Genomic DNA, 16,776 nt, shown 5'->3' with positions numbered 1-16,776 from the left:
TCAAGGGCCATAGTCAAACGCCGAACGCCATGCGGCCCCAACAAACAATGCGCATCGCGGACTGCCCGCATACCTGCTTGTCTTGCGCCAATGAAAAGCGGAGGCCGAAGCCTCCGCGTGGATCAAGGAGCCGGTGCCATTGCTACAGCAGGCCGGATTCCGCAAAGGAGAACGGGGCACCCTGGCCGACGATGATGTGGTCCAGTACCCGCACATCGATGAGCGCCAGCGCGGCTTGCAGTTGCTGGGTCAGCATGCGATCCGCGCTGGACGGCTCGGAGACGCCCGAAGGATGCTGGTGGGCGAAGACCACCGCGGCGGCATTCAACTCCAGCACACGCTGCACGACGACACGCGGATAGACCGAAGTCGCGTTGATCGTGCCCCTGAACAGCGGCTCGTAGGCCAGCACCTGGTGCAGGCTGTCCAGGAACACAGCGGCGAATATCTCATTGGGCTCAGCGACCAGTTTCAGACGCAGGTAGTCCCGTACAGCGGCCGGTTGGCTGAGGCACGGTCCAGCTTTGAAGACCCGTCTCTCCAGCAGCACGATGGCTTGCTGGATGATCCAGTCCTCGTGTTGGGCAGCGATGGCGGAAAGCGACTCCAGGCAGGAGTCATTGACGGCGAAAGACATGGCGAACCTCCAGACGGTGAGATCGGAGGGCACTCGCCCTGGGAGGGCAAGCCCTCCTGGGGAACGAACAAGGTGCATCCATCACCGCGGCAGCGGTGATCGTTCGCGGCCAGGATGCGAGGCGAACGGGGTTGTGGTCAGCGCAGCGGACTGCGCCGTAGCCTTGAAGACCGGGGCTACCTGGGCATGTCGCCGACGACGTCGGCAGGCATTTCCGATGTGGGTGTGGCGGCGGGATCGCCGGCCGCGAGCATGTCCATGGCCGACAGCAAGGCATCGCCCTCGATCGGGCCCTGCAGCAGGATCGCCTTGCCGGTTTCGCGATCGTGCAGCCGCAGCGACGGCGTGGCGGTCACGCCGCTGTTCGTGGCTTCCGCAGTTTGGGTACGAATCGCCGCGTCGGGCCGCTCGCTCGCAATGCACTGTTCGATGGCTGGCGTCAGGGCGGGGTGGCGCAGGTCTTCGGGCAAGCCCTGGCCGTCGCTGTGTGTGTGGACATAGACCCACTCGACAGCCTGCCAGAAGGCGGGATGGCCGCCGGCTTCGCCCGCGCATTCCACCAAGCGCGCTTCGGCGGACGCGGCCGGCTCATGCGCGGCCAACGGCAGGTGGTGCCATTGCAAGGCCACGTCCGCATTGCCGGCCACCCAACGCTTGAGGACAGGGAAATAGGACCGGCAGAACGGGCATTCGAGGTCCGCGTAGAGCGTCAGCGTGAAACGACCTGCCGGGTTGCCCATCTGCCAAGGAGGCCCGGCCACCTGCGTCTCGCTGACAGGCGCCGAGGTTTGGGGCGTGGACTCGCCTGGCGAACGGGACACGAGCCAGATCAGCAGCAGCGCAACCAGCACTGCGCCTAACGCCCATGGCCAGCGGGCCCGCCAGCGCCGACGGCGGAACGCCTGGACCTGCATCGGAATGGATGAGCGTTTCTGTTCCATGGCGTTCTCCGGTGCACGGCAGATTCAGGGCAGGGCCAGGGCCGGCGACTCGATGCCGCGTGCCCGGTCGATCTTCTCGGCCACCTTGAAGGCGGCATCCAACTCGCTGACGCCGTGCTGCTGCATGAGCTGGTAGCGCTCGGCCTTCTCTTCGGGTTCGGTCTGCGCGAGCGCGAGATACAGGCTCGGCGGCACGGCGCGGAAGAGCACCTCCATGCTTTTGGAGAGGATGACGCCCTCGGTGAACTTGCCCGCTTCCTTGCGTGCCGAAAGCATCAGCGCCTTCTGCGCCGGCGAGAGTTCGCGGAATCGTGCGATCTTCTCCACCTCGTCCGGCGGCATCGACAGGCAGATCCACCACTCGATCATGTTGAGCATGGGCTCTGCGGCGCGCGGCAGATCGTCGATGTTTTGCGTCGCCAGCCAGAACCAGGCGCCCAACTTGCGCCACATTTTTGTAATTTTCACGACATACGGCGCGAGCAGCGGGTTCTTCGTGATGATGTGGCCTTCGTCGGTCACGTTGATGATCGGGCGGCCGAGATACTGGTCACGCTCCGCGATGTTGTTCACCGTGCTGATGAGGCTGATGTACGCGATCGAGAGCTGCGCGTTGTAGCCCTCACGGGCATAGGTCGCGAGATCCACCAGCGTGATGTCGGCCTCGGGCCACGGCGTGCCGTCGCGGTCGAACATCTCGCCGTCCGTGCCTTGGCAGAACATGTCCATCGCGTCCGCCATCTCCAGCAGCCGCACGCGCCGCATCTCGGGCAACGTCGGGTCCTGGCCGCGGGTGCGCAGCGCATTGCGCACGTCGCGCGTGAGCACCGTGCGCTTCTCGGCCACGCAGTGCTCGGCGGCGTCGAGGATGCACTGGCGGATCAGCGAGCGGTCGGCGCGCGTCATCCTGGCTTCCTCCTTGTCCTCGCCGCCAGTGATCATCAGCCGCGCCGTGATCTCCAGTTCGCCCAGCACGTCGCGCTGTTCGTCCGCCTCCATGGCTGAGGCATCGGGTGGCAGGTCTTCGTCCAGCGCATCGGCATCGAGCGTTTGCACATCGCTGGGCGTTTCGATCAGCCGGCGCGCGTCGGCGAACGGCGCTAGGCTGATGCCCGATCCGGGGGCCAGCTTGACCCGATTCACGGTCAGGCCCAGGCGCCTGGCGAAGTCGCTGAACAAGCCGAAGCTATTGCCGGCTTCCACGATGAAGAGGCGCGGCCGATAAATGGCCGTGACCTGGTTCAGCAGATTGTTGAGCGTGGCCGATTTGCCGGAACCCGTCGGGCCGAACAGGAACAGGTGGGCGTTCATCTGCCGGTCCAGGCGATTGAGCGGATCGAAGGTGATCGGCCCGCCGCCGCGGTTGAACATCGTGATGCCTGGATGCCCCGTACCCTGGGCACGGCCCCACACCGGCGACAGGTTTGCCGCGTGCTGGGCGAACATCAGTTGCGTGTACCACCGGCGCCGATCCTTGCCGGGGTTGTAGCAGCACGGCAGCCAGCGCAGGTAGCTGTTGAGCGGCGCCACCTCATCATCCTCTCGCACCGGCTGCAAACCAGCGTTGAGCATCACGTTCGCCAGGTCCAGGCCGCGCCGATCCAGTTCCGCCTCGTCGCGCCCGCGCAGGTAGAACGCCAGCGTGCCCCGGTAGAGCTTGTGCGCGCTGCCGATCAGCGAGCGGGCTTCATGCACGTCCTTGAGCGTCTGCTCCGACGCCAGCGTCTCGCCCACGGCCTTCTTCGCCAGGTGGTTCAGATCCGATTCCAGGACATCCTGGGGCGTGGCAACCATCGTGAGACAAAGCAAGGTGTCTTCCGGCATCTGGTCGAACAGCGTGTTGATCGCATCGCCCTTGCGGGTCTCGCCGGTTAGATGTCCCGTGCCGGGCGGCATGCGCAGCCGGTCGGTGATCAGCACACGGTGCGGCATGCCGTCGAAGTACCAGGTGCCGTGCTCCACGTCGGAGCGTGGCTGGCCGAAGAACAGCCGCTGGCTGAAATCCCGCCCGCTCGCCAGTTCGATCTCGCCGGCCTCAGTCTCGTCCGGGTAGCGCGCCAGTGCGTAGAAGCGCTCCCGGTCCTCTGTACTGGGCCCGAGCATCGCGGGGCGCGGATTGAGCCACCGCAGCAGCCAGTCGTGGACGTCGGCTGCGACCATGCGCCGTGCCTGGATGCCGGCGTTCGCCAGCCCGCCACACAGGCGGTCGCAGACGATGTTCAGCATCTGCTCGGGCGTCTGGCCGCGGCGGCTTGCCTGCCCGGTGGCACGTCGATAGACCACCATGCGCACGCGCCGCGTCTGCCCGCGCCAGCGCAGCCGCGTGACCACCGTGTCCTCGAACAGGCCGCCGGGCTTGGCCACCGCACGCAGATGGTGGCCGAAGAAGCGCAGGTAGAACTCGGTGAACGCTGTCCCGCGGGCACGTGGCTGCACGTAGTCACGCAGGGTCTGCATGTACTGGTCGAAACTCGGCTCGTCCTGGGCATAGAGCTGGAGCACCCAGGGGTTCTCGTCCAGCTCATCGAAGCTGTCCTGCAGCGCGTTCTCCAAGGCGTCGCGGGCGTGGGCAAGCCAGCCCGGTTCCCGGCCCTCGGTCCCCAGCGGCACCAGCTCGAAGAAGGCCGCCACCGATTGGCCGTCCTCCAGCAACATGGACCTTGACTCGGGCAAGAACTCGACCCAGGGCAGCAGTTCCACGAAGGACGGTGCGACCTCGTACAGCGCCTGCTCGTCGGCCTCCGTCGCCGGTTTGCGGCCCCGGACTGCCGAGCCGGGTTCGGGGATGCCGGCTTGGCGCAAGGCCTCAATGTGGCGCTGCCAGCCGTCCGGCTGCTCGTCATCACCAGCGCCGGATGCGGCCAGCTTCAGCGCGGCCGGCTTAGGCCAGGGAAGTTTCCAGCGCATCAGTAGTCCTCCACGCGCTCACCCGGCATCGCGTACTGAATGCGCTGGTACAGCGGGAAGACGGTCGTGTAGCCGGGCACCGGCACGGGATCGGTGCCGGCCAGGTGCGGGTACACGTACATCACGAGATCGGGATTGGGCAGGCGCTGGAACTGGCGATGGACCTCGTTGCGCGCGGTGCGCGTGTAGCGCATCTGCTCGGCAGGTGCGGCCTGCATATCGGCGTCGGTCAGCGGCCGACGCAGGCTCTGGCGCGCATCGAGCAGTTGGCCGCCGGCGTTCCGTCCGGCTGCGCCACCGCCGTCCCCGGCCTCCTGCTGCCAGATGTCCATCATCGTGCGGTCACCGTGGGTCAGCAGCTTTTCCTTGCTGGTGGCGCAGCCGGCGAGCGCCGCGACGGCGAGGACCAGCGCCAGGCCACGGGCCAAGCTATTCAAGTTCGAGAGCATGGCTTTCTCCTGTGCGGTGATCGACCTTGCGGCCTTCGGGATCGAAGTCGATGGCGAGCGGCTTTTCGAGGTGGACGGCGACCTTCGCGCCGGGCTGGACATAGACGGCGGCGAACGCTTGGCCGTAGAGCTTGTTGACCCAGGCCGACATGTCCCGCACGCCGCCCGCCAGAATCTGGCCGACCGCCTCCTGGCCGCTGATGCCCACGGTGCCGATGGAGCCGTCCGAGCCGACATACGACATGCGGCCGCTGTCGCTCTCGATGAGCGAGGCCACGCCGGCACCGGCCGCCGTGATCAGGGCCTGCGAGCCCAAGTACTGCTGGGCGTTGCTGCGCCGCTCGCCGCTGACGCAGGGGATGCCGTGCGGGTCGCTGATCCATCCCAAGCCGTCGCGTTGCTGGTTATTCTGCTGGTTGCCCTCGCGGTCTTCGGGGATCGTGCGGATCGTGCCGTCGTTGAACACGAACGTGATGCTGCGCACCTGGCCGCGCACGCACGAAAGCGTCCAGTCGCCCGAGGCGGTGCCGCTGAACACGGCGCCGGCCACATCGGGAATGTCGATGCCATTCGCCGTCAGGTTGTCCGGCCCGACCAGGACTTTGAACGGATAGGGATCGTTCACCGTGCCGTCGATCGGCACACGGCCGATCAGCGCCGTCATCGCGACCGAGCCCATGAGCGTGGAGTTGGTCGGCACGGTATAGACGGGCTTCGCGGTCTTGACGCCCGCGACTTGCGCGCCCGCGTTCGCCACGGTTTCCGCGGTGGTTTCGAGCGTGCTCTGCGCCGGGCCGAAGCTCGTGGGGAAGCTCATTCCGCCGCTCGCGCCACGACCGGCGTTGCGCCCCTCGGCGGGCTTTGCGTCGTCCGGCTCGACCCACCGCACGCCGCCCTCCATGCCGGCCTCGTCGCCGCCCTGCAGCCCCAGGCCCACGGGCAGGTCCGCATGGCCGCCGCCGCGCCCGCCGATGCTGTCCAGGCGCCGCTGCAGGTCGGCGAGCAGCCCTTCGGTCTGCTGGCGCGCGCTGGCCGCCTGCTCCTGGTCGCGGCGCAGGTTGGACCGCTCGGATTCGAGCGCCGAGTTGATGCGCTGGTCGATGGAGTTCTCGCGCTGGCGCAGCCGCTGGTTCTCTTCACGCTGCGACTTGTTGTCCGAGAGCGCGGTCTGAAGCTCGGTGCGCAACTGCTTCACTTGGGCAACGAGCGTCGCCACGGTGTCGCGCGGGGTGTCGCCTTCGATGCCCAGCGCCTTCATTTCCTCGGGCGTGAGCTGGGCGCCGTTGTCCGCCGCGGGTGGCGCCGTGCTGCCGCCACCCGAGAACAGCCGGATACCGACGAACAGCACCAGGATGGCGACAGGGATCATCAGCCACTTGAGCAGGCCGTTACTGCGCATGGCGGGCCTCCTCGACGTTCTCGTCGCCGTCCGGCTGCGGCAGATGCACGGCAGGGTCGAAGCGGTGAATCGCCGGCAGCAGCGACTGCGCGAGGCCGCGGCCGCGCGTGACCAGGTAGAGGACGGTCGTGTCCTCGGGCGTGCCGCGCGGACCCAGCGCCTCGTGCTGGAAGGTGGCGGTGAGGAAATCGCCTTGCAGCACGCGCGGGTCGAGCGCGACCCAGTCGGCGCCGGTGTTGGTGAGGCGCACGGCAGTCACCCATTGGTCTTCCAGGCGCCACGACGCGAGCGCGACCGCGCGCACCGGCAGCGTTGGCATCAGTGTGTCCAGGTCGAGGTCGCGGGGCAGGTTGGCCCGCATGACGCCCGGAAGCGGCTCGACGGTGCGCAGCGGTGCGTAGAGGTTCTGCGCGGCGAAGCGCGTCAGCACGACAGGGACCGGAGTTTCGCGCCGCGCGGTCCGCGCACCTGCCTGGCCCTGGGCGCGTGCCGGGGCCTCGGCACTGTCGGCTTGCTCGCCATAGCGTCCCGGTGCGCTGTCACCCTCGACGATGCGCACCGGCTCCAGCTCGGCTTCCCCGTCCTTGGGCAGTTCAGCTGCGATGTCCAGCAGGATCAGCGCGCCCGTGTCGGCGTCCTGCAGTTGCAACCGCGTGGGCTCGATCGGCTCGCTGGCGCGCAGGTACACCGCGCCGCCCGCACTCTGCACGCGCAGGCGTTCGCCCACGCCCGCGGGCACGCCCACGCGCACGTTCCGGTTGATGAACACGATGCGTTCCTGACCGACCTTCAGCGGCACTGCCAGTGGCATGCGTTCCCAACGCAGGATCTCCACCGCCTGGGCGACGGGTGCCGCGGCCACGGCCAGTAGCCCCAGCAGCGCGAGTACAGGATGCTTCATGGGGTGTTTCCTCCTTGAGGCGCTTGCGGAGAAAGGCCACTCGGCGCCGGGCGCGCCGGCTCCGGTGCACTGATGCGCTGGGGCGCGCCCTCATAGCAGTCCAGCGCCAGGCCGAACGGGTTGCGGGCGGGATCGACGTCCACCCGCGTGACCTTGATCGGATAGCGCACCAGGGCGCGTTTAACCTGCTCGGCGCCGTAGTACTCGTCCGCCGTGATGTCCAGCGTCACCACCCAGTCGCGATCGGATACGGTGCGCACGCGCGCCGTGGGGTCGTCGCCATAGCCGCGGCCGGGAATCTCGTAGATGCCGCGCACGCGCTGACGCAGCTCGCCCGTGGAGCGGCGGTAGTCATAGTCCGCCCGCAGGAAGGCCTGGCAGGACGGGGTGAGGTACGGCGAGAGCGTGTGGAGGTTGCGCGAGTAGTCTTCTTCGCCATTGGTCGGCCAGCGGTTCAGCGTCTGGAACACGTAGAACGTGAACGCATAGACCGATTCGGGCGGCACTTCCCACCACTTGCGGGTACTGCCAGAGCGCAGGTCGGGCGGGACGTGGATGGTCAGGTCGCGCGGCGCGCTCCACCAGCCGCCGCCCATGACCAGGGCGACGACGACCAGCGCGCCCGCGCCCAGCCGCAAGGTCTTGATGTGCGCCTGCAGGTGGGTAACCTCGTTTTTGAAGCGGCTCATCGCATGCTCCTGCGGGTGGACCAGAAGCCCGAGCGCGAGATCAGCACATGGCCACCGACCCAGCCAGCCATCAGCGGATGGCGCGTGGCGATGCGCCATTGCAGTTGCCGATACAGCCAGGTGTCGGGGCGCCCACGCTTGAGGCGGCGCAGGATGCCGCCGCCGATGAACACGCCCAAGGCCACGCCCAGGACGACGAACGTCGGCGCCAGCGCGATCGTGCGGAACACCCAGGACAGCGGCGCGCCGACCAGCAGGCCGGCGGCGCCGGACAGGCCGCAGCAGATCCACAGCTCGTCGGCGGTGAGGCCGCGCACGACAACGGGATGGCGGTTGAGCCGGTGCGGAAGGAAGGTGACCGTTCCGTCCGCACGGACGTGCTGCTGCTCGGACATACCGGCCTCGCTTACAGGATGCCGGTGGCTTCGGTGAGCAGCCAGATGCCGATCACGAGCAGCACGGCGCCGATGGCGACCGTGAGGCCGAACTGGCCCCAGGTCTTGCGGCCGGTGTGGATTTCCGCGTAGGTGCCGTAGGCGTGGTAGCACACGCCGATGAACATCGACGCCACCACCAACAGGGCCACGAGCATGATGATGTCGTAGCCGTAGTTGCGGATCGTCTCCATGATGCCGTTGCCGGTGCCGCGCGTCGGGTTCTCCAACTGCGGCAAGCCTTGCGCGAACGACAGCGCGGGCAGCGCGGCGGCGCCCAGGGCCACGGCGGCGCGCTGGGCAAAACGGGAAGTGAAGATGCGGTTGTGCATGGTCGGGCCTTTCAGGTCAGGACAGGAGGAAGAAACTCAGGACGAGGTACATCGCGACGAAGCGGATGCAGACGCCGAGGAACTGGCGCTGGTTGAGGCGGCTCTCGGACCACCCCACGTAGGCCGTTCGGATGGCCCAGACGCCCCACACGAGCAGGACCGCGAACACGACGCCGACCAGGACGGTCGCCATCGCGGAAGGCGCGATGCCGCTGTTGGCTTGAAATGCTGAGACCTGGGCGCCGTTCATGGCTTGCCCTCCGCAGTCGTCGCCGGCAGCGGCTCGGTCGCCCGCTCGGTGCGGTAGTCGCCGGCCAGTTCGGAGGGGTCGCGCGGCTGGGCGCGCGATGGCGTCAGATGGAACTGGATGCCGGCGCGAACACGCGCCAGGTCAGCCAGCAGCCGCGGGTAGTCGAAGTGGTAGCGCTCGCCCGGCTGGATGGGGGCATGCGCGGCGCTGTCCGCGACGGTGCGCTCCAGCGCGTCGAGCTGGCGCAGTGCGGCGACCAGCTCCTGGCGCTGCGCAGGGGACTCGGCCAAGGCCATCGGGGACTGACCCAGCAGGAGGGCCGTCACGAGAAGAGTGGGTACGCCGCGATGCGCGGCGCGCAGCCAGATCGAAGCCACCATCGCGCCATTCCTGTGTGATCAGCAATGGGGTGATCGTGGAGATCAGGGCTGTTTTAGGCCGCAAACAATAGGAACTGGCGGACGACCGGATTGGGCATGCCGCGAGCGAACCTACAAAAGCCCGGATCGCGTTTCGATTATTGCGTTTTTCGAGTGTTTCGAATATGATCGGCTCTGCAACCGTTTTCGCTTAGGAGCTACCCATGACCACCGCCACTGCCCAATCCAAGATGACCCTTCCCGCCGCGGGAGAGGTTAAGGCAGCCGTCCAGGGTCAACGTGCCTTGGCGGCTTACCTCGCAACCCAGTTCGAGACGCAGCACATCCAGATCTTTGATGACCACAAACAGGCTCATCAGGTGGAACTGCCTACCTCGGCGTTGCGCCTGCTGGTCGACATCCTGGCCGAGTTGGCCGATGGCAATGCAGTAAAGGTGGTGCCCGTCCATGCAGAGCTGACGACCCAAGAGGCGGCGGACTTGCTCAACGTGTCCCGTCCCCATTTCGTCAAGCTGCTAGAAGATGGGGTGTTGGCATTTCATCGCACCGGCAAGCACCGCAGGGTGAGGTTCGCCGATCTGATGCAGTACAAGGAAGCGCGCGAGCGCGCCAGTGAGCAGGCGATGGCCGAACTCGCTCAGCAGTCGCAAGAGTTGGGAATGGGATACGAATGAGGCATTCCCCATTCACCGCCGTCTACGACGCGTGCGTTCTATATCCCGCGCCACTGCGGGATTTCCTGATGTGGCTCGGCCTGTCTGGCCGCTTCCGGGCGCGGTGGAGCCAAGCCATTCATGAGGAGTGGAAACGCAACCTGTTGATCAACCGCCCCGATCTCACCCGGGTTCAGGTCGACAGGACGTCGGATCTCATGGACAGGGCCATTCCGGACGGCTTGGTGGAGGGCTACGAAGCGCTCGTGGCAGGCCTGACATTGCCCGATCCGGACGATCGGCACGTCCTGGCTGCGGCGATTCGCTGCGGTGCGAGCGTGATTGTGACGTTCAACGAACGGGATTTCCCGAACGATCTGCTGGCTCCGTACGGCATCGAATCGCAGCACCCCGATGAGTTTGTGGACAACCTGCTGGATCTGGATGCGGCCGCCGTAGTGTCGGCTGCGCAGCGCCAGCGTGCCCAACTCAAGCATCCGCCGATCGATGTGGACCGCTATCTCGAAATCCTGCTGCGCCAAGGCCTTGTGCAAACGACCAAGGTGCTGGCGACCTATCGCACCATTCTCTGACCCGCCGAGAGCCACGGATGACCAAGAATCCTTCATCAGACGCCACTTTGCCGAAAGGCATCCATCGAAGCTGGAAGCTGCCGGACAAGTCGCTGGGTGACTTGTGGGATTCGATCGTGATGGACGAAGCCATCAAAAAACAGTTGCTGTCACAAGCGATCGTCAACTTCACGGTGCGCCCCAAGGTGGAGCGCACGGTACTCCCCCTGCACGGCGTGATCTTGTTGGTCGGCCCACCGGGGACTGGGAAGACCTCCTTGGCACGGGGCTTGGCGCATCGTGTGGCCGAATCTTTTTCTTCTGCGAAGTTTCGATTGCTGGAAGTGGAGCCTCACACGCTGACGAGCTCTGCAATGGGAAAGACTCAACGCGCCGTGGCAGACCTGTTCTCGCAATCGATCGCAGAATCCGCAGCGGCGGGCCCGACGATCGTCCTTCTGGACGAGGTCGAAACGCTTGCGGCTGATCGAGCCAAGCTCAGCCTGGAAGCCAACCCGGTTGATGTGCACCGGGCCACCGATGCGGTGTTGGTGCAGTTGGACATGTTGGCCGAACGCAACCCGCATCTGCTGTTCGTGGCCACCAGCAACTTCCCACAGGCCGTCGACAGTGCCTTCCTGTCTCGTTGCGACATGGTGATGGAGGTGCCACTGCCCGGCAAGGATGCCTGCAAGCAGATCCTGGTGGACTGCCTGAATGGCCTGGCAAAGACATTTCCGGGGATTGGCAAGCTTTCCTCGGCTCACCAGTTCGACGCGTGTGCTGGCGAGTGCGTCGGATTGGATGGTCGGGCCATTCGCAAGGTCGTAGCCAACGCCCTCGCGGCCGACCCGCAAGTGGCTATCGATCCGAACAAGCTTTCCGTAGAGCACCTGCGCAGTGCGATACGACAGGCAAAGCAAATGCGCCTTCAAGGAGGGAAGCAAAAATGACCACCGTTGTCAGCCGGACGTTTCGCAGTTCGCCGCACCGCGATGCGTTGCAGACGTGGGATGCCATTGTCGAACTGCTCACTCAGGGCAAGGACGGCACGGCTCGCTCTGAACTCAGGGCCGTGGCGGGCGTGGCCGCCAGCTTGATCGCCGACCAGGCACCCAAGAGCGCGCCCATCGTTGCGACATGCGATGGACCACGGACCAGGATCTACTGCCTCTTCGACGAAGACGCGATCGATGGTGATGATGCCAACGAAGAAGTCTTGGGGTTCGAGCCGTTGAAGGGAGACTGGGGAGTCTCGCTGCCGTGTCCGAAGGAGCAGCTCGGCTGGGTGCAAACCGCGCTCAAAAAGCACTGTTCTCGCATCATTGCACGGGACTTGAGCCAAGGAATTGCCACGCAGGCGCAGGACGATGCTGGGCAAGCGCTGTCGCTCGACCTCGGAGGTTTCCTCAAGTCATGAGCACCGTCGCCACCTACTCGTACACGCACTCGGTTACCTATGTGACCGACAACATCCTCAAGAGCTTGAAAGACATCATCCTGCTCAGTGGGCTGGACCCTGAGCACTTTGCGGATCGCTGGGAGAGCAATACCCGAGCCATCAAGACGTGGCTCGGGACCGGTGATCTGCGCAAGGTGATTCTGGAGATCTACAACCCGGCAACCGACAAGCTTGTGACCCGATGGGATATCGACATCGTGTATGGGTGGTCCGATGGCGACGGCAGCTTCTGGACAGATACCGAGCAGTTGAAATACGCGATCAAGAAGGCTGGGCTGTTGCCATCGCAGGCTAAGTACAAAGTCATGCTTGATACAAAGCCCGGGCGGCCTGACGTGGATGGGTGGAGCAAAGGAAGCTATCGCTCGACGGATGGGATGGTCAAGCAGAGCCTGGGCTCGACTGTGGAACACAGCGGCCTGGCGGGTCAGGCTGGATATTGGAGGCAACGCTGATGCTGTCGATCGATGAAGCTTTTCGCAAGTTCAAGTCGCGCCTGGAACTCAACGAGCGCGAGCAGAAGAATGCCTCGCAGCGCCAGAACGAAGTGCGAGACTACCTGCAGACGAAATTCGGTATTGCGCGCAGCTTCCTGACCGGCTCCTATGCTCGATACACGAAGACGAAGCCGCTCAAGGATATCGACATCTTCTTCGTGCTGAAGGACTCGGAGAAGCATTACCACGGCAAGGCCGCATCGGTAGTGCTGGATGATTTCCACTCTGCATTGGTGGAGAAATACGGTTCGGCAGCCGTGCGCAAACAGGCGCGCTCGATCAACGTGGATTTCGGTGTTCACATCGACGCGGAGGACAACACGGACTACCGGGTGGTCAGCGTGGATGCGGTGCCCGCATTCGACACCGGCGACCAGTATGAGATCCCCGATTCGGCGTCCGGAAAGTGGATCAAGACGGACCCGGAGATCCATAAGGACAAGGCGACCGCAGCGCACCAAGCCTATGGCAATGAGTGGAAAGGTCTCGTGCGCATGGTGAAGTACTGGAACAACAATCCCAAGCACGGCGATCAGAAGCCGGTGAAGCCCTCATTCCTTATCGAGGTGATGGCACTGGAATGTCTCTACGGCGGCTGGGGTGGATCGTTCGATCGCGAGATCCAGTCATTCTTTGCCACGCTCGCTGATCGTGTCCATGACGAGTGGCCTGACCCGGCCGGCCTCGGGCCGGCGATCAGCAACGACATGGACGCTGCGCGCAAGCAGCGCGCGCAGCAACTGCTGTCGCAAGCGAGCCAGGACGCAAGTGTCGCCATCGACCACGCGCGTCGCGGTCGCAATCTCGAAGCGCTTCGAGCCTGGCGTGCGCTGTTTGGCCCCAAGTTCCCGCTTTCCTGACCCCGTCGGCTGCCATACGTCCAATCGAGGTACAACATGTCCCAGTGGTCGCTTTCCCAACTCTTGTCGTCCTTGCACGAGGACATCCAGCAGCGCCTGTCCGTAGTACGCAAGACCTTCGGTCACCCGGGCACGAAGGGGGATGCGAGCGAGAACGTCTGGATCGACATGCTGGATACCTATCTGCCCAAACGGTACCAGGCGGCCAAGGCGCATGTGGTGGACAGCCTGGGGAACTTCAGCCAGCAGATCGATGTGGTGGTGTTTGATCGGCAATATTCGCCTTTTATCTTCACCTACGAGAACGAGACGATCATCCCAGCCGAAAGCGTGTACGCCGTGTTCGAGGCCAAGCAGACGGCTGACGCGGGGCTTGTGGCCTATGCCCAGGAGAAGGTCGCCAGTGTGCGCAGGCTGCACCGCACGAGCCTGCCGATCCCGCACGCTGGCGGGACCTACCCAGCGAAGCCGTTGATTCCGATTCTGGGTGGCTTGCTCACCTTCGAGAGCGAATGGAGTCCAGCATTGGGCCCATCCATGGACAAGGCGCTGAACGCAAACCTCACCGAGGGGCGTCTGGACATCGGATGCGTTGCCGCCCACGGGCACTTTTTCTATGACCAAGCCAGCGGCGCGTACAGCTACACCAACGAAAACAAGCCGGCGACCGCGTTTCTTTTCAAGCTGATCGCGCAGCTTCAGTTCAGTGGAACGGTCCCCATGATCGATGTGGAGGCTTACGGTCAGTGGTTGACCAAGTGAGGGGTCGCTGTGGCAAGCATACGTTCGGAGTACCACCGGTTCCTAGCGCACTTGGCGCAGCGGCACGTGCACGACGACGTGCGCCGGCTGGCGCACCTGGTGCTCGATCACCTGCAGCCACTGGCCGAGGTCGGTGCTGCACGCCGGGGGCGCTCCACGCGCTTGGCGCCGCTGGCCATCGCGCATCTGGCGCAGATGCCTGTCGCCTACAACGGGGACGCGCGCGGCCCCGAAAACGGGCCGGCGCTCGGGCGACTGCACCAGCTCGAAGTCGGGCCGTTTCGAGGATTCATGCGGCAGGAGACGTTCGACCTCAGCCATGACATCACCTTGGTCTACGGTGCCAACGGCACCGGCAAGAGCAGCTTCTGCGAAGCCTTGGAAGTGGCGATGCTCGGTTCGATCAGCGAAGCGCAGGCCAAGCGGGTCGACCAGCGGACGTACTGCAACAACGCTCGCCTGCGCCGTCATGTCGCGCCTGTCCTATCGTCCCGGGCGGAAGACCAGCCCCAGGCCGTCCAGCCAGATGAAGCCGAATACCGCTTCTGCTTCATCGAGAAGAACCGCCTTGACGACTTCGCCCGCATCGCCGCGCGGACGCCGGGCGACCAGCGGCAACTGATCGCAACCCTGTTCGGCGTGGACCAGTTCAGCGAATTCGTGCGGGGCTTCAACCCTTTGCTTGATCAGGACCTGATGCTCACCGGTGTCCAAGCTGCGCAGCTGGCACAACGCCGCGTACAGTTGGCGAACTCCGAGCAGACGATCGCCGCCTATCCGCAGAAGATTGCTGCGGTCGAGGCCCTAGAGCAGGCCTTGGCGCAGCGCATGTGGCCTGGCGCGACCTACCAGGCCTGCGTCGACTGGCTGCTCGGCACACCGCAGCAACAAGGGCGGCTGCCGTACGTCCAGGCACAACTGGACGCCAACCCGCCTGCCATTTATGAAGTGACGCAGGCCCGTCTGCAGGCGTTGCTGGCAGAGGCTTATCGGATCCAGGGACTGTGGCGGGCGTCTTCCGGGCAGCTTGCCGCCCGCGCCGGCGAGGTGTCATACGCGAAGCTCTACGAGGCCGTGTTGGCGCTGGCGGACGGGGCGACGGCTTGCCCCGCCTGTGGAACTGCACTGGCCGCTGTGGCGCAGGATCCGTTCGCGAAGGCACGCGCGGGCCTGGAGCAGCTTGCTCAACTGGCTGCCCTCCAACAGCAGGAGACCGGACATCGCACGCAGTTGAGCGAGGCGGTCCGAGTTCTGTGGGAGGAGATGCGCCGCGTGGTAACGGCGGGTGCCGTTGCCTGTCCGGCCGAATCACAGGGTGCTGGCCTGCCGCTGCTGCCTCCCACTGCGGCCGGCAATTGGCTTGGTGCCTGGGTCGATGGAGATCGACGTGCCTGGAACGCTCTGCTGCGGATCGCCGAGATCATTGAAGGGGTCGACGCGCAGGCGCGGGAAGTGCATGCCCAGCGCGGCGCATTGGCACAGGAGCGAGATGGCCTACAGCAGCACCAGTTGGAGGTCCAACGACTGCGCACCTTGCGGGGGGCGGCCGATCAGGATCTGGCCACTGCCCGCCAGACCGTCGCCCAGTTCGACGAGGCGAACCGCGAACTGATCGAGGTCGTTGCTGCGGAAGTGGCGGTGGTGGCGCACCATCAGCGGGTCAAGGTTGCCTACGACGGCTTTTTGCCCGAGATTCAGGCCTACCTTGCCGCACTTCCAGGTGTGCTGCTCCAAGGGCTGGGAGAGCAAGCGCGCCAGCTCTACAACGCATTCAACCGGGCCGATCCGCCCGGCGATCTGCTGCACGCGCTGTGGCTGCCAGTGGCCGAGAACGGCAAGATCGAGGTGGAGTTCGCTGGGGAGCCGGGTGTCCGTTACGACGCGCTAATCGTGTTCAGCGAGGGGCACATCAAGTGCCTCGGCCTGGCGATACTACTCGCCAAAAATATCGCGCAGGGTTGTCCCGTCGTCATCTTTGATGACGTCGTCAATGCGATCGACGATGACCACCGCGACGGCATCTGGCGCACCTTCTTCGAGGATGGCCTGCTCGACGGTAAGCAGGTCATCCTCACCTCGCACGCCGAGGAATTCCTGCATCGCATCCAGCAGGAGCTGGGCGCCCGGCGCGCTGGCGCCATCAAGCGCTACAAGTTTCTCCCGCATCAGGGAGAGCACGAACTGCGGGTCGACAGCGACCCGCCAGCGAAGAACTATGTTCTTCTGGCCCAGCAGGCGTTGGCGGCTGACGAGAAACGCGAGGCACTGCGTCAGGCCCGGCCGGCGCTGGAGAGTCTGACGGACCGCCTGTGGACGTGGCTGGGTCGGCGGACGGACGGCCGGATCGACATCAAGCTGAGCGGGCCCCGCGCGCCTTGGGAGCTGAACAATAAATGCACCAAGTTGCGGTCGGCCGTCGAGCGTATCGCGGCGCAACACGCGGGTGCGCCGGATGCCGTGGGGGCGTTGGTCAGGCTGCTCAATGTCAGCGGTACGAGTATTGAATGGGGTTACCTCAATAGCGGTGTGCACGACGCTCAGCGCGATCATGAGTTCGATCGGGCGACGGTAAGAACGGTCGTCGAGGCGGTTACGGCGTTGGATGCTGCTCTTGATACCCTGCAGAACCGATGAACGGCACACGGCTTTGC

General features: G+C 65.2%; 19 protein-coding genes. 8 read left to right on the top strand and 11 right to left on the bottom strand.

From position 1 onward, the window contains the following. Positions 1–142: 142 nt before the first annotated feature. The 11 genes from ACVOLQ_RS06865 to ACVOLQ_RS06815 form a co-directional block, all read right to left on the bottom strand. Positions 143–637 (bottom strand): JAB domain-containing protein, encoded by a 495-nt coding sequence (locus ACVOLQ_RS06865; RefSeq protein ID WP_003050103.1) that lies wholly within the window; start codon positions 635–637, stop codon positions 143–145. 176 nt (positions 638–813) lie between these two features. Next, entirely contained in the window at positions 814–1,578 is a 765-nt protein-coding gene (locus ACVOLQ_RS06860) for a DsbA family protein (RefSeq protein WP_003050104.1), read from the bottom strand. 24 nt (positions 1,579–1,602) lie between these two features. Continuing rightward, complete coding sequence (locus ACVOLQ_RS06855) at positions 1,603–4,485, bottom strand: conjugative transfer ATPase (protein WP_003050106.1); 2,883 nt, start codon at positions 4,483–4,485, stop codon at positions 1,603–1,605. Next, positions 4,485–4,934, bottom strand: coding sequence for a TIGR03751 family conjugal transfer lipoprotein (locus ACVOLQ_RS06850; RefSeq protein ID WP_003050109.1), 450 nt, complete (start codon positions 4,932–4,934; stop codon positions 4,485–4,487). The genes ACVOLQ_RS06855 and ACVOLQ_RS06850 overlap by 1 nt, the downstream gene beginning before the upstream one ends. Further along, on the bottom strand, positions 4,915–6,333 hold the full coding sequence (locus ACVOLQ_RS06845) for a TIGR03752 family integrating conjugative element protein (RefSeq protein ID WP_003050111.1): 1,419 nt from the start codon (positions 6,331–6,333) through the stop codon (positions 4,915–4,917). Before ACVOLQ_RS06845 ends, ACVOLQ_RS06850 begins: the two co-directional genes overlap by 20 nt. Beyond that, positions 6,323–7,234 carry a TIGR03749 family integrating conjugative element protein gene (locus tag ACVOLQ_RS06840; protein ID WP_003050114.1) on the bottom strand — a complete coding sequence of 304 codons (912 nt, stop codon included), beginning with the start codon at positions 7,232–7,234 and terminating at the stop codon, positions 6,323–6,325. The genes ACVOLQ_RS06845 and ACVOLQ_RS06840 overlap by 11 nt, the downstream gene beginning before the upstream one ends. Next, the gene (locus tag ACVOLQ_RS06835; protein WP_003050116.1) at positions 7,231–7,923 is read right to left on the bottom strand and encodes a PFL_4703 family integrating conjugative element protein; all 693 of its coding nucleotides are present in this window, start codon (positions 7,921–7,923) and stop codon (positions 7,231–7,233) included. Before ACVOLQ_RS06835 ends, ACVOLQ_RS06840 begins: the two co-directional genes overlap by 4 nt. Next, positions 7,920–8,318: a TIGR03750 family conjugal transfer protein gene (locus ACVOLQ_RS06830; RefSeq protein ID WP_003050133.1), complete on the bottom strand. Its 399-nt coding sequence runs from the start codon at positions 8,316–8,318 to the stop codon at positions 7,920–7,922. Before ACVOLQ_RS06830 ends, ACVOLQ_RS06835 begins: the two co-directional genes overlap by 4 nt. A gap of 11 nt (positions 8,319–8,329) precedes the next feature. Further along, on the bottom strand, positions 8,330–8,689 hold the full coding sequence (locus ACVOLQ_RS06825; protein ID WP_020307818.1) for a TIGR03745 family integrating conjugative element membrane protein: 360 nt from the start codon (positions 8,687–8,689) through the stop codon (positions 8,330–8,332). Positions 8,690–8,705: 16 nt separating this feature from the next. Next, on the bottom strand, positions 8,706–8,939 hold the full coding sequence (locus ACVOLQ_RS06820; RefSeq protein WP_003050225.1) for a TIGR03758 family integrating conjugative element protein: 234 nt from the start codon (positions 8,937–8,939) through the stop codon (positions 8,706–8,708). Then, entirely contained in the window at positions 8,936–9,265 is a 330-nt protein-coding gene (locus ACVOLQ_RS06815; RefSeq protein ID WP_481463376.1) for an integrative conjugative element protein, RAQPRD family, read from the bottom strand. The genes ACVOLQ_RS06820 and ACVOLQ_RS06815 overlap by 4 nt, the downstream gene beginning before the upstream one ends. Positions 9,266–9,522: 257 nt before the next feature. On the opposite strand from ACVOLQ_RS06815, the gene ACVOLQ_RS06810 reads away from it, so the two are divergent. From ACVOLQ_RS06810 to ACVOLQ_RS06775, 8 genes are all read left to right on the top strand, one after another. After that, positions 9,523–9,993 carry a helix-turn-helix domain-containing protein gene (locus tag ACVOLQ_RS06810; RefSeq protein WP_003050245.1) on the top strand — a complete coding sequence of 157 codons (471 nt, stop codon included), beginning with the start codon at positions 9,523–9,525 and terminating at the stop codon, positions 9,991–9,993. Beyond that, entirely contained in the window at positions 9,990–10,565 is a 576-nt protein-coding gene (locus ACVOLQ_RS06805) for a PIN domain-containing protein (protein ID WP_003050248.1), read from the top strand. The genes ACVOLQ_RS06810 and ACVOLQ_RS06805 overlap by 4 nt, the downstream gene beginning before the upstream one ends. 17 nt (positions 10,566–10,582) lie before the next feature. Beyond that, on the top strand, positions 10,583–11,497 hold the full coding sequence (gene cap6, locus ACVOLQ_RS06800) for a CBASS system CD-NTase-associated protein Cap6 (protein WP_003050256.1): 915 nt from the start codon (positions 10,583–10,585) through the stop codon (positions 11,495–11,497). Next, entirely contained in the window at positions 11,494–11,964 is a 471-nt protein-coding gene (gene cap8 / locus ACVOLQ_RS06795) for a type III CBASS phage resistance system CD-NTase-associated protein Cap8 (protein WP_003050260.1), read from the top strand. Before cap6 ends, cap8 begins: the two co-directional genes overlap by 4 nt. Then, positions 11,961–12,461 (top strand): type III CBASS phage resistance system CD-NTase-associated protein Cap7, encoded by a 501-nt coding sequence (gene cap7 / locus ACVOLQ_RS06790; RefSeq protein WP_003050262.1) that lies wholly within the window; start codon positions 11,961–11,963, stop codon positions 12,459–12,461. Before cap8 ends, cap7 begins: the two co-directional genes overlap by 4 nt. Further along, positions 12,461–13,363, top strand: coding sequence for a CBASS oligonucleotide cyclase (locus ACVOLQ_RS06785; protein WP_003050264.1), 903 nt, complete (start codon positions 12,461–12,463; stop codon positions 13,361–13,363). The genes cap7 and ACVOLQ_RS06785 overlap by 1 nt, the downstream gene beginning before the upstream one ends. A gap of 36 nt (positions 13,364–13,399) precedes the next feature. Continuing rightward, positions 13,400–14,125 carry a CBASS effector endonuclease NucC gene (gene nucC / locus ACVOLQ_RS06780; protein ID WP_003050273.1) on the top strand — a complete coding sequence of 242 codons (726 nt, stop codon included), beginning with the start codon at positions 13,400–13,402 and terminating at the stop codon, positions 14,123–14,125. Between the two features lie 66 nt (positions 14,126–14,191). Further along, a complete protein-coding gene (locus tag ACVOLQ_RS06775) occupies positions 14,192–16,759 on the top strand; it encodes an AAA family ATPase (RefSeq protein ID WP_425505367.1) in 2,568 nt (855 codons plus the stop codon). The last annotated feature ends 17 nt before the right edge of the window (positions 16,760–16,776 follow it).

The organism is Stenotrophomonas sp. STEN031, assembly GCF_056759975.1.
The sequence above is the reverse complement of the archived record's forward strand: the minus strand, read 5'-3'. Positions and strand labels throughout refer to the sequence as shown.

What these genes read in the sequence shown, in the direction of transcription:
- ACVOLQ_RS06865 (WP_003050103.1), bottom strand. Translation starts at nt 637, where the DNA reads ATGTCTTTCGCCGTCAATGACTCCTGCCTGGAGTCGCTTTCCGCCATC.
- ACVOLQ_RS06860 (WP_003050104.1), bottom strand. Translation starts at nt 1,578, where the DNA reads ATGGAACAGAAACGCTCATCCATTCCGATGCAGGTCCAGGCGTTCCGC.
- ACVOLQ_RS06855 (WP_003050106.1), bottom strand. Translation starts at nt 4,485, where the DNA reads ATGCGCTGGAAACTTCCCTGGCCTAAGCCGGCCGCGCTGAAGCTGGCC.
- ACVOLQ_RS06850 (WP_003050109.1), bottom strand. Translation starts at nt 4,934, where the DNA reads ATGCTCTCGAACTTGAATAGCTTGGCCCGTGGCCTGGCGCTGGTCCTC.
- ACVOLQ_RS06845 (WP_003050111.1), bottom strand. Translation starts at nt 6,333, where the DNA reads ATGCGCAGTAACGGCCTGCTCAAGTGGCTGATGATCCCTGTCGCCATC.
- ACVOLQ_RS06840 (WP_003050114.1), bottom strand. Translation starts at nt 7,234, where the DNA reads ATGAAGCATCCTGTACTCGCGCTGCTGGGGCTACTGGCCGTGGCCGCG.
- ACVOLQ_RS06835 (WP_003050116.1), bottom strand. Translation starts at nt 7,923, where the DNA reads ATGAGCCGCTTCAAAAACGAGGTTACCCACCTGCAGGCGCACATCAAG.
- ACVOLQ_RS06830 (WP_003050133.1), bottom strand. Translation starts at nt 8,318, where the DNA reads ATGTCCGAGCAGCAGCACGTCCGTGCGGACGGAACGGTCACCTTCCTT.
- ACVOLQ_RS06825 (WP_020307818.1), bottom strand. Translation starts at nt 8,689, where the DNA reads ATGCACAACCGCATCTTCACTTCCCGTTTTGCCCAGCGCGCCGCCGTG.
- ACVOLQ_RS06820 (WP_003050225.1), bottom strand. Translation starts at nt 8,939, where the DNA reads ATGAACGGCGCCCAGGTCTCAGCATTTCAAGCCAACAGCGGCATCGCG.
- ACVOLQ_RS06810 (WP_003050245.1), top strand. Translation starts at nt 9,523, where the DNA reads ATGACCACCGCCACTGCCCAATCCAAGATGACCCTTCCCGCCGCGGGA.
- ACVOLQ_RS06805 (WP_003050248.1), top strand. Translation starts at nt 9,990, where the DNA reads ATGAGGCATTCCCCATTCACCGCCGTCTACGACGCGTGCGTTCTATAT.
- cap6 (WP_003050256.1), top strand. Translation starts at nt 10,583, where the DNA reads ATGACCAAGAATCCTTCATCAGACGCCACTTTGCCGAAAGGCATCCAT.
- cap8 (WP_003050260.1), top strand. Translation starts at nt 11,494, where the DNA reads ATGACCACCGTTGTCAGCCGGACGTTTCGCAGTTCGCCGCACCGCGAT.
- cap7 (WP_003050262.1), top strand. Translation starts at nt 11,961, where the DNA reads ATGAGCACCGTCGCCACCTACTCGTACACGCACTCGGTTACCTATGTG.
- ACVOLQ_RS06785 (WP_003050264.1), top strand. Translation starts at nt 12,461, where the DNA reads ATGCTGTCGATCGATGAAGCTTTTCGCAAGTTCAAGTCGCGCCTGGAA.
- nucC (WP_003050273.1), top strand. Translation starts at nt 13,400, where the DNA reads ATGTCCCAGTGGTCGCTTTCCCAACTCTTGTCGTCCTTGCACGAGGAC.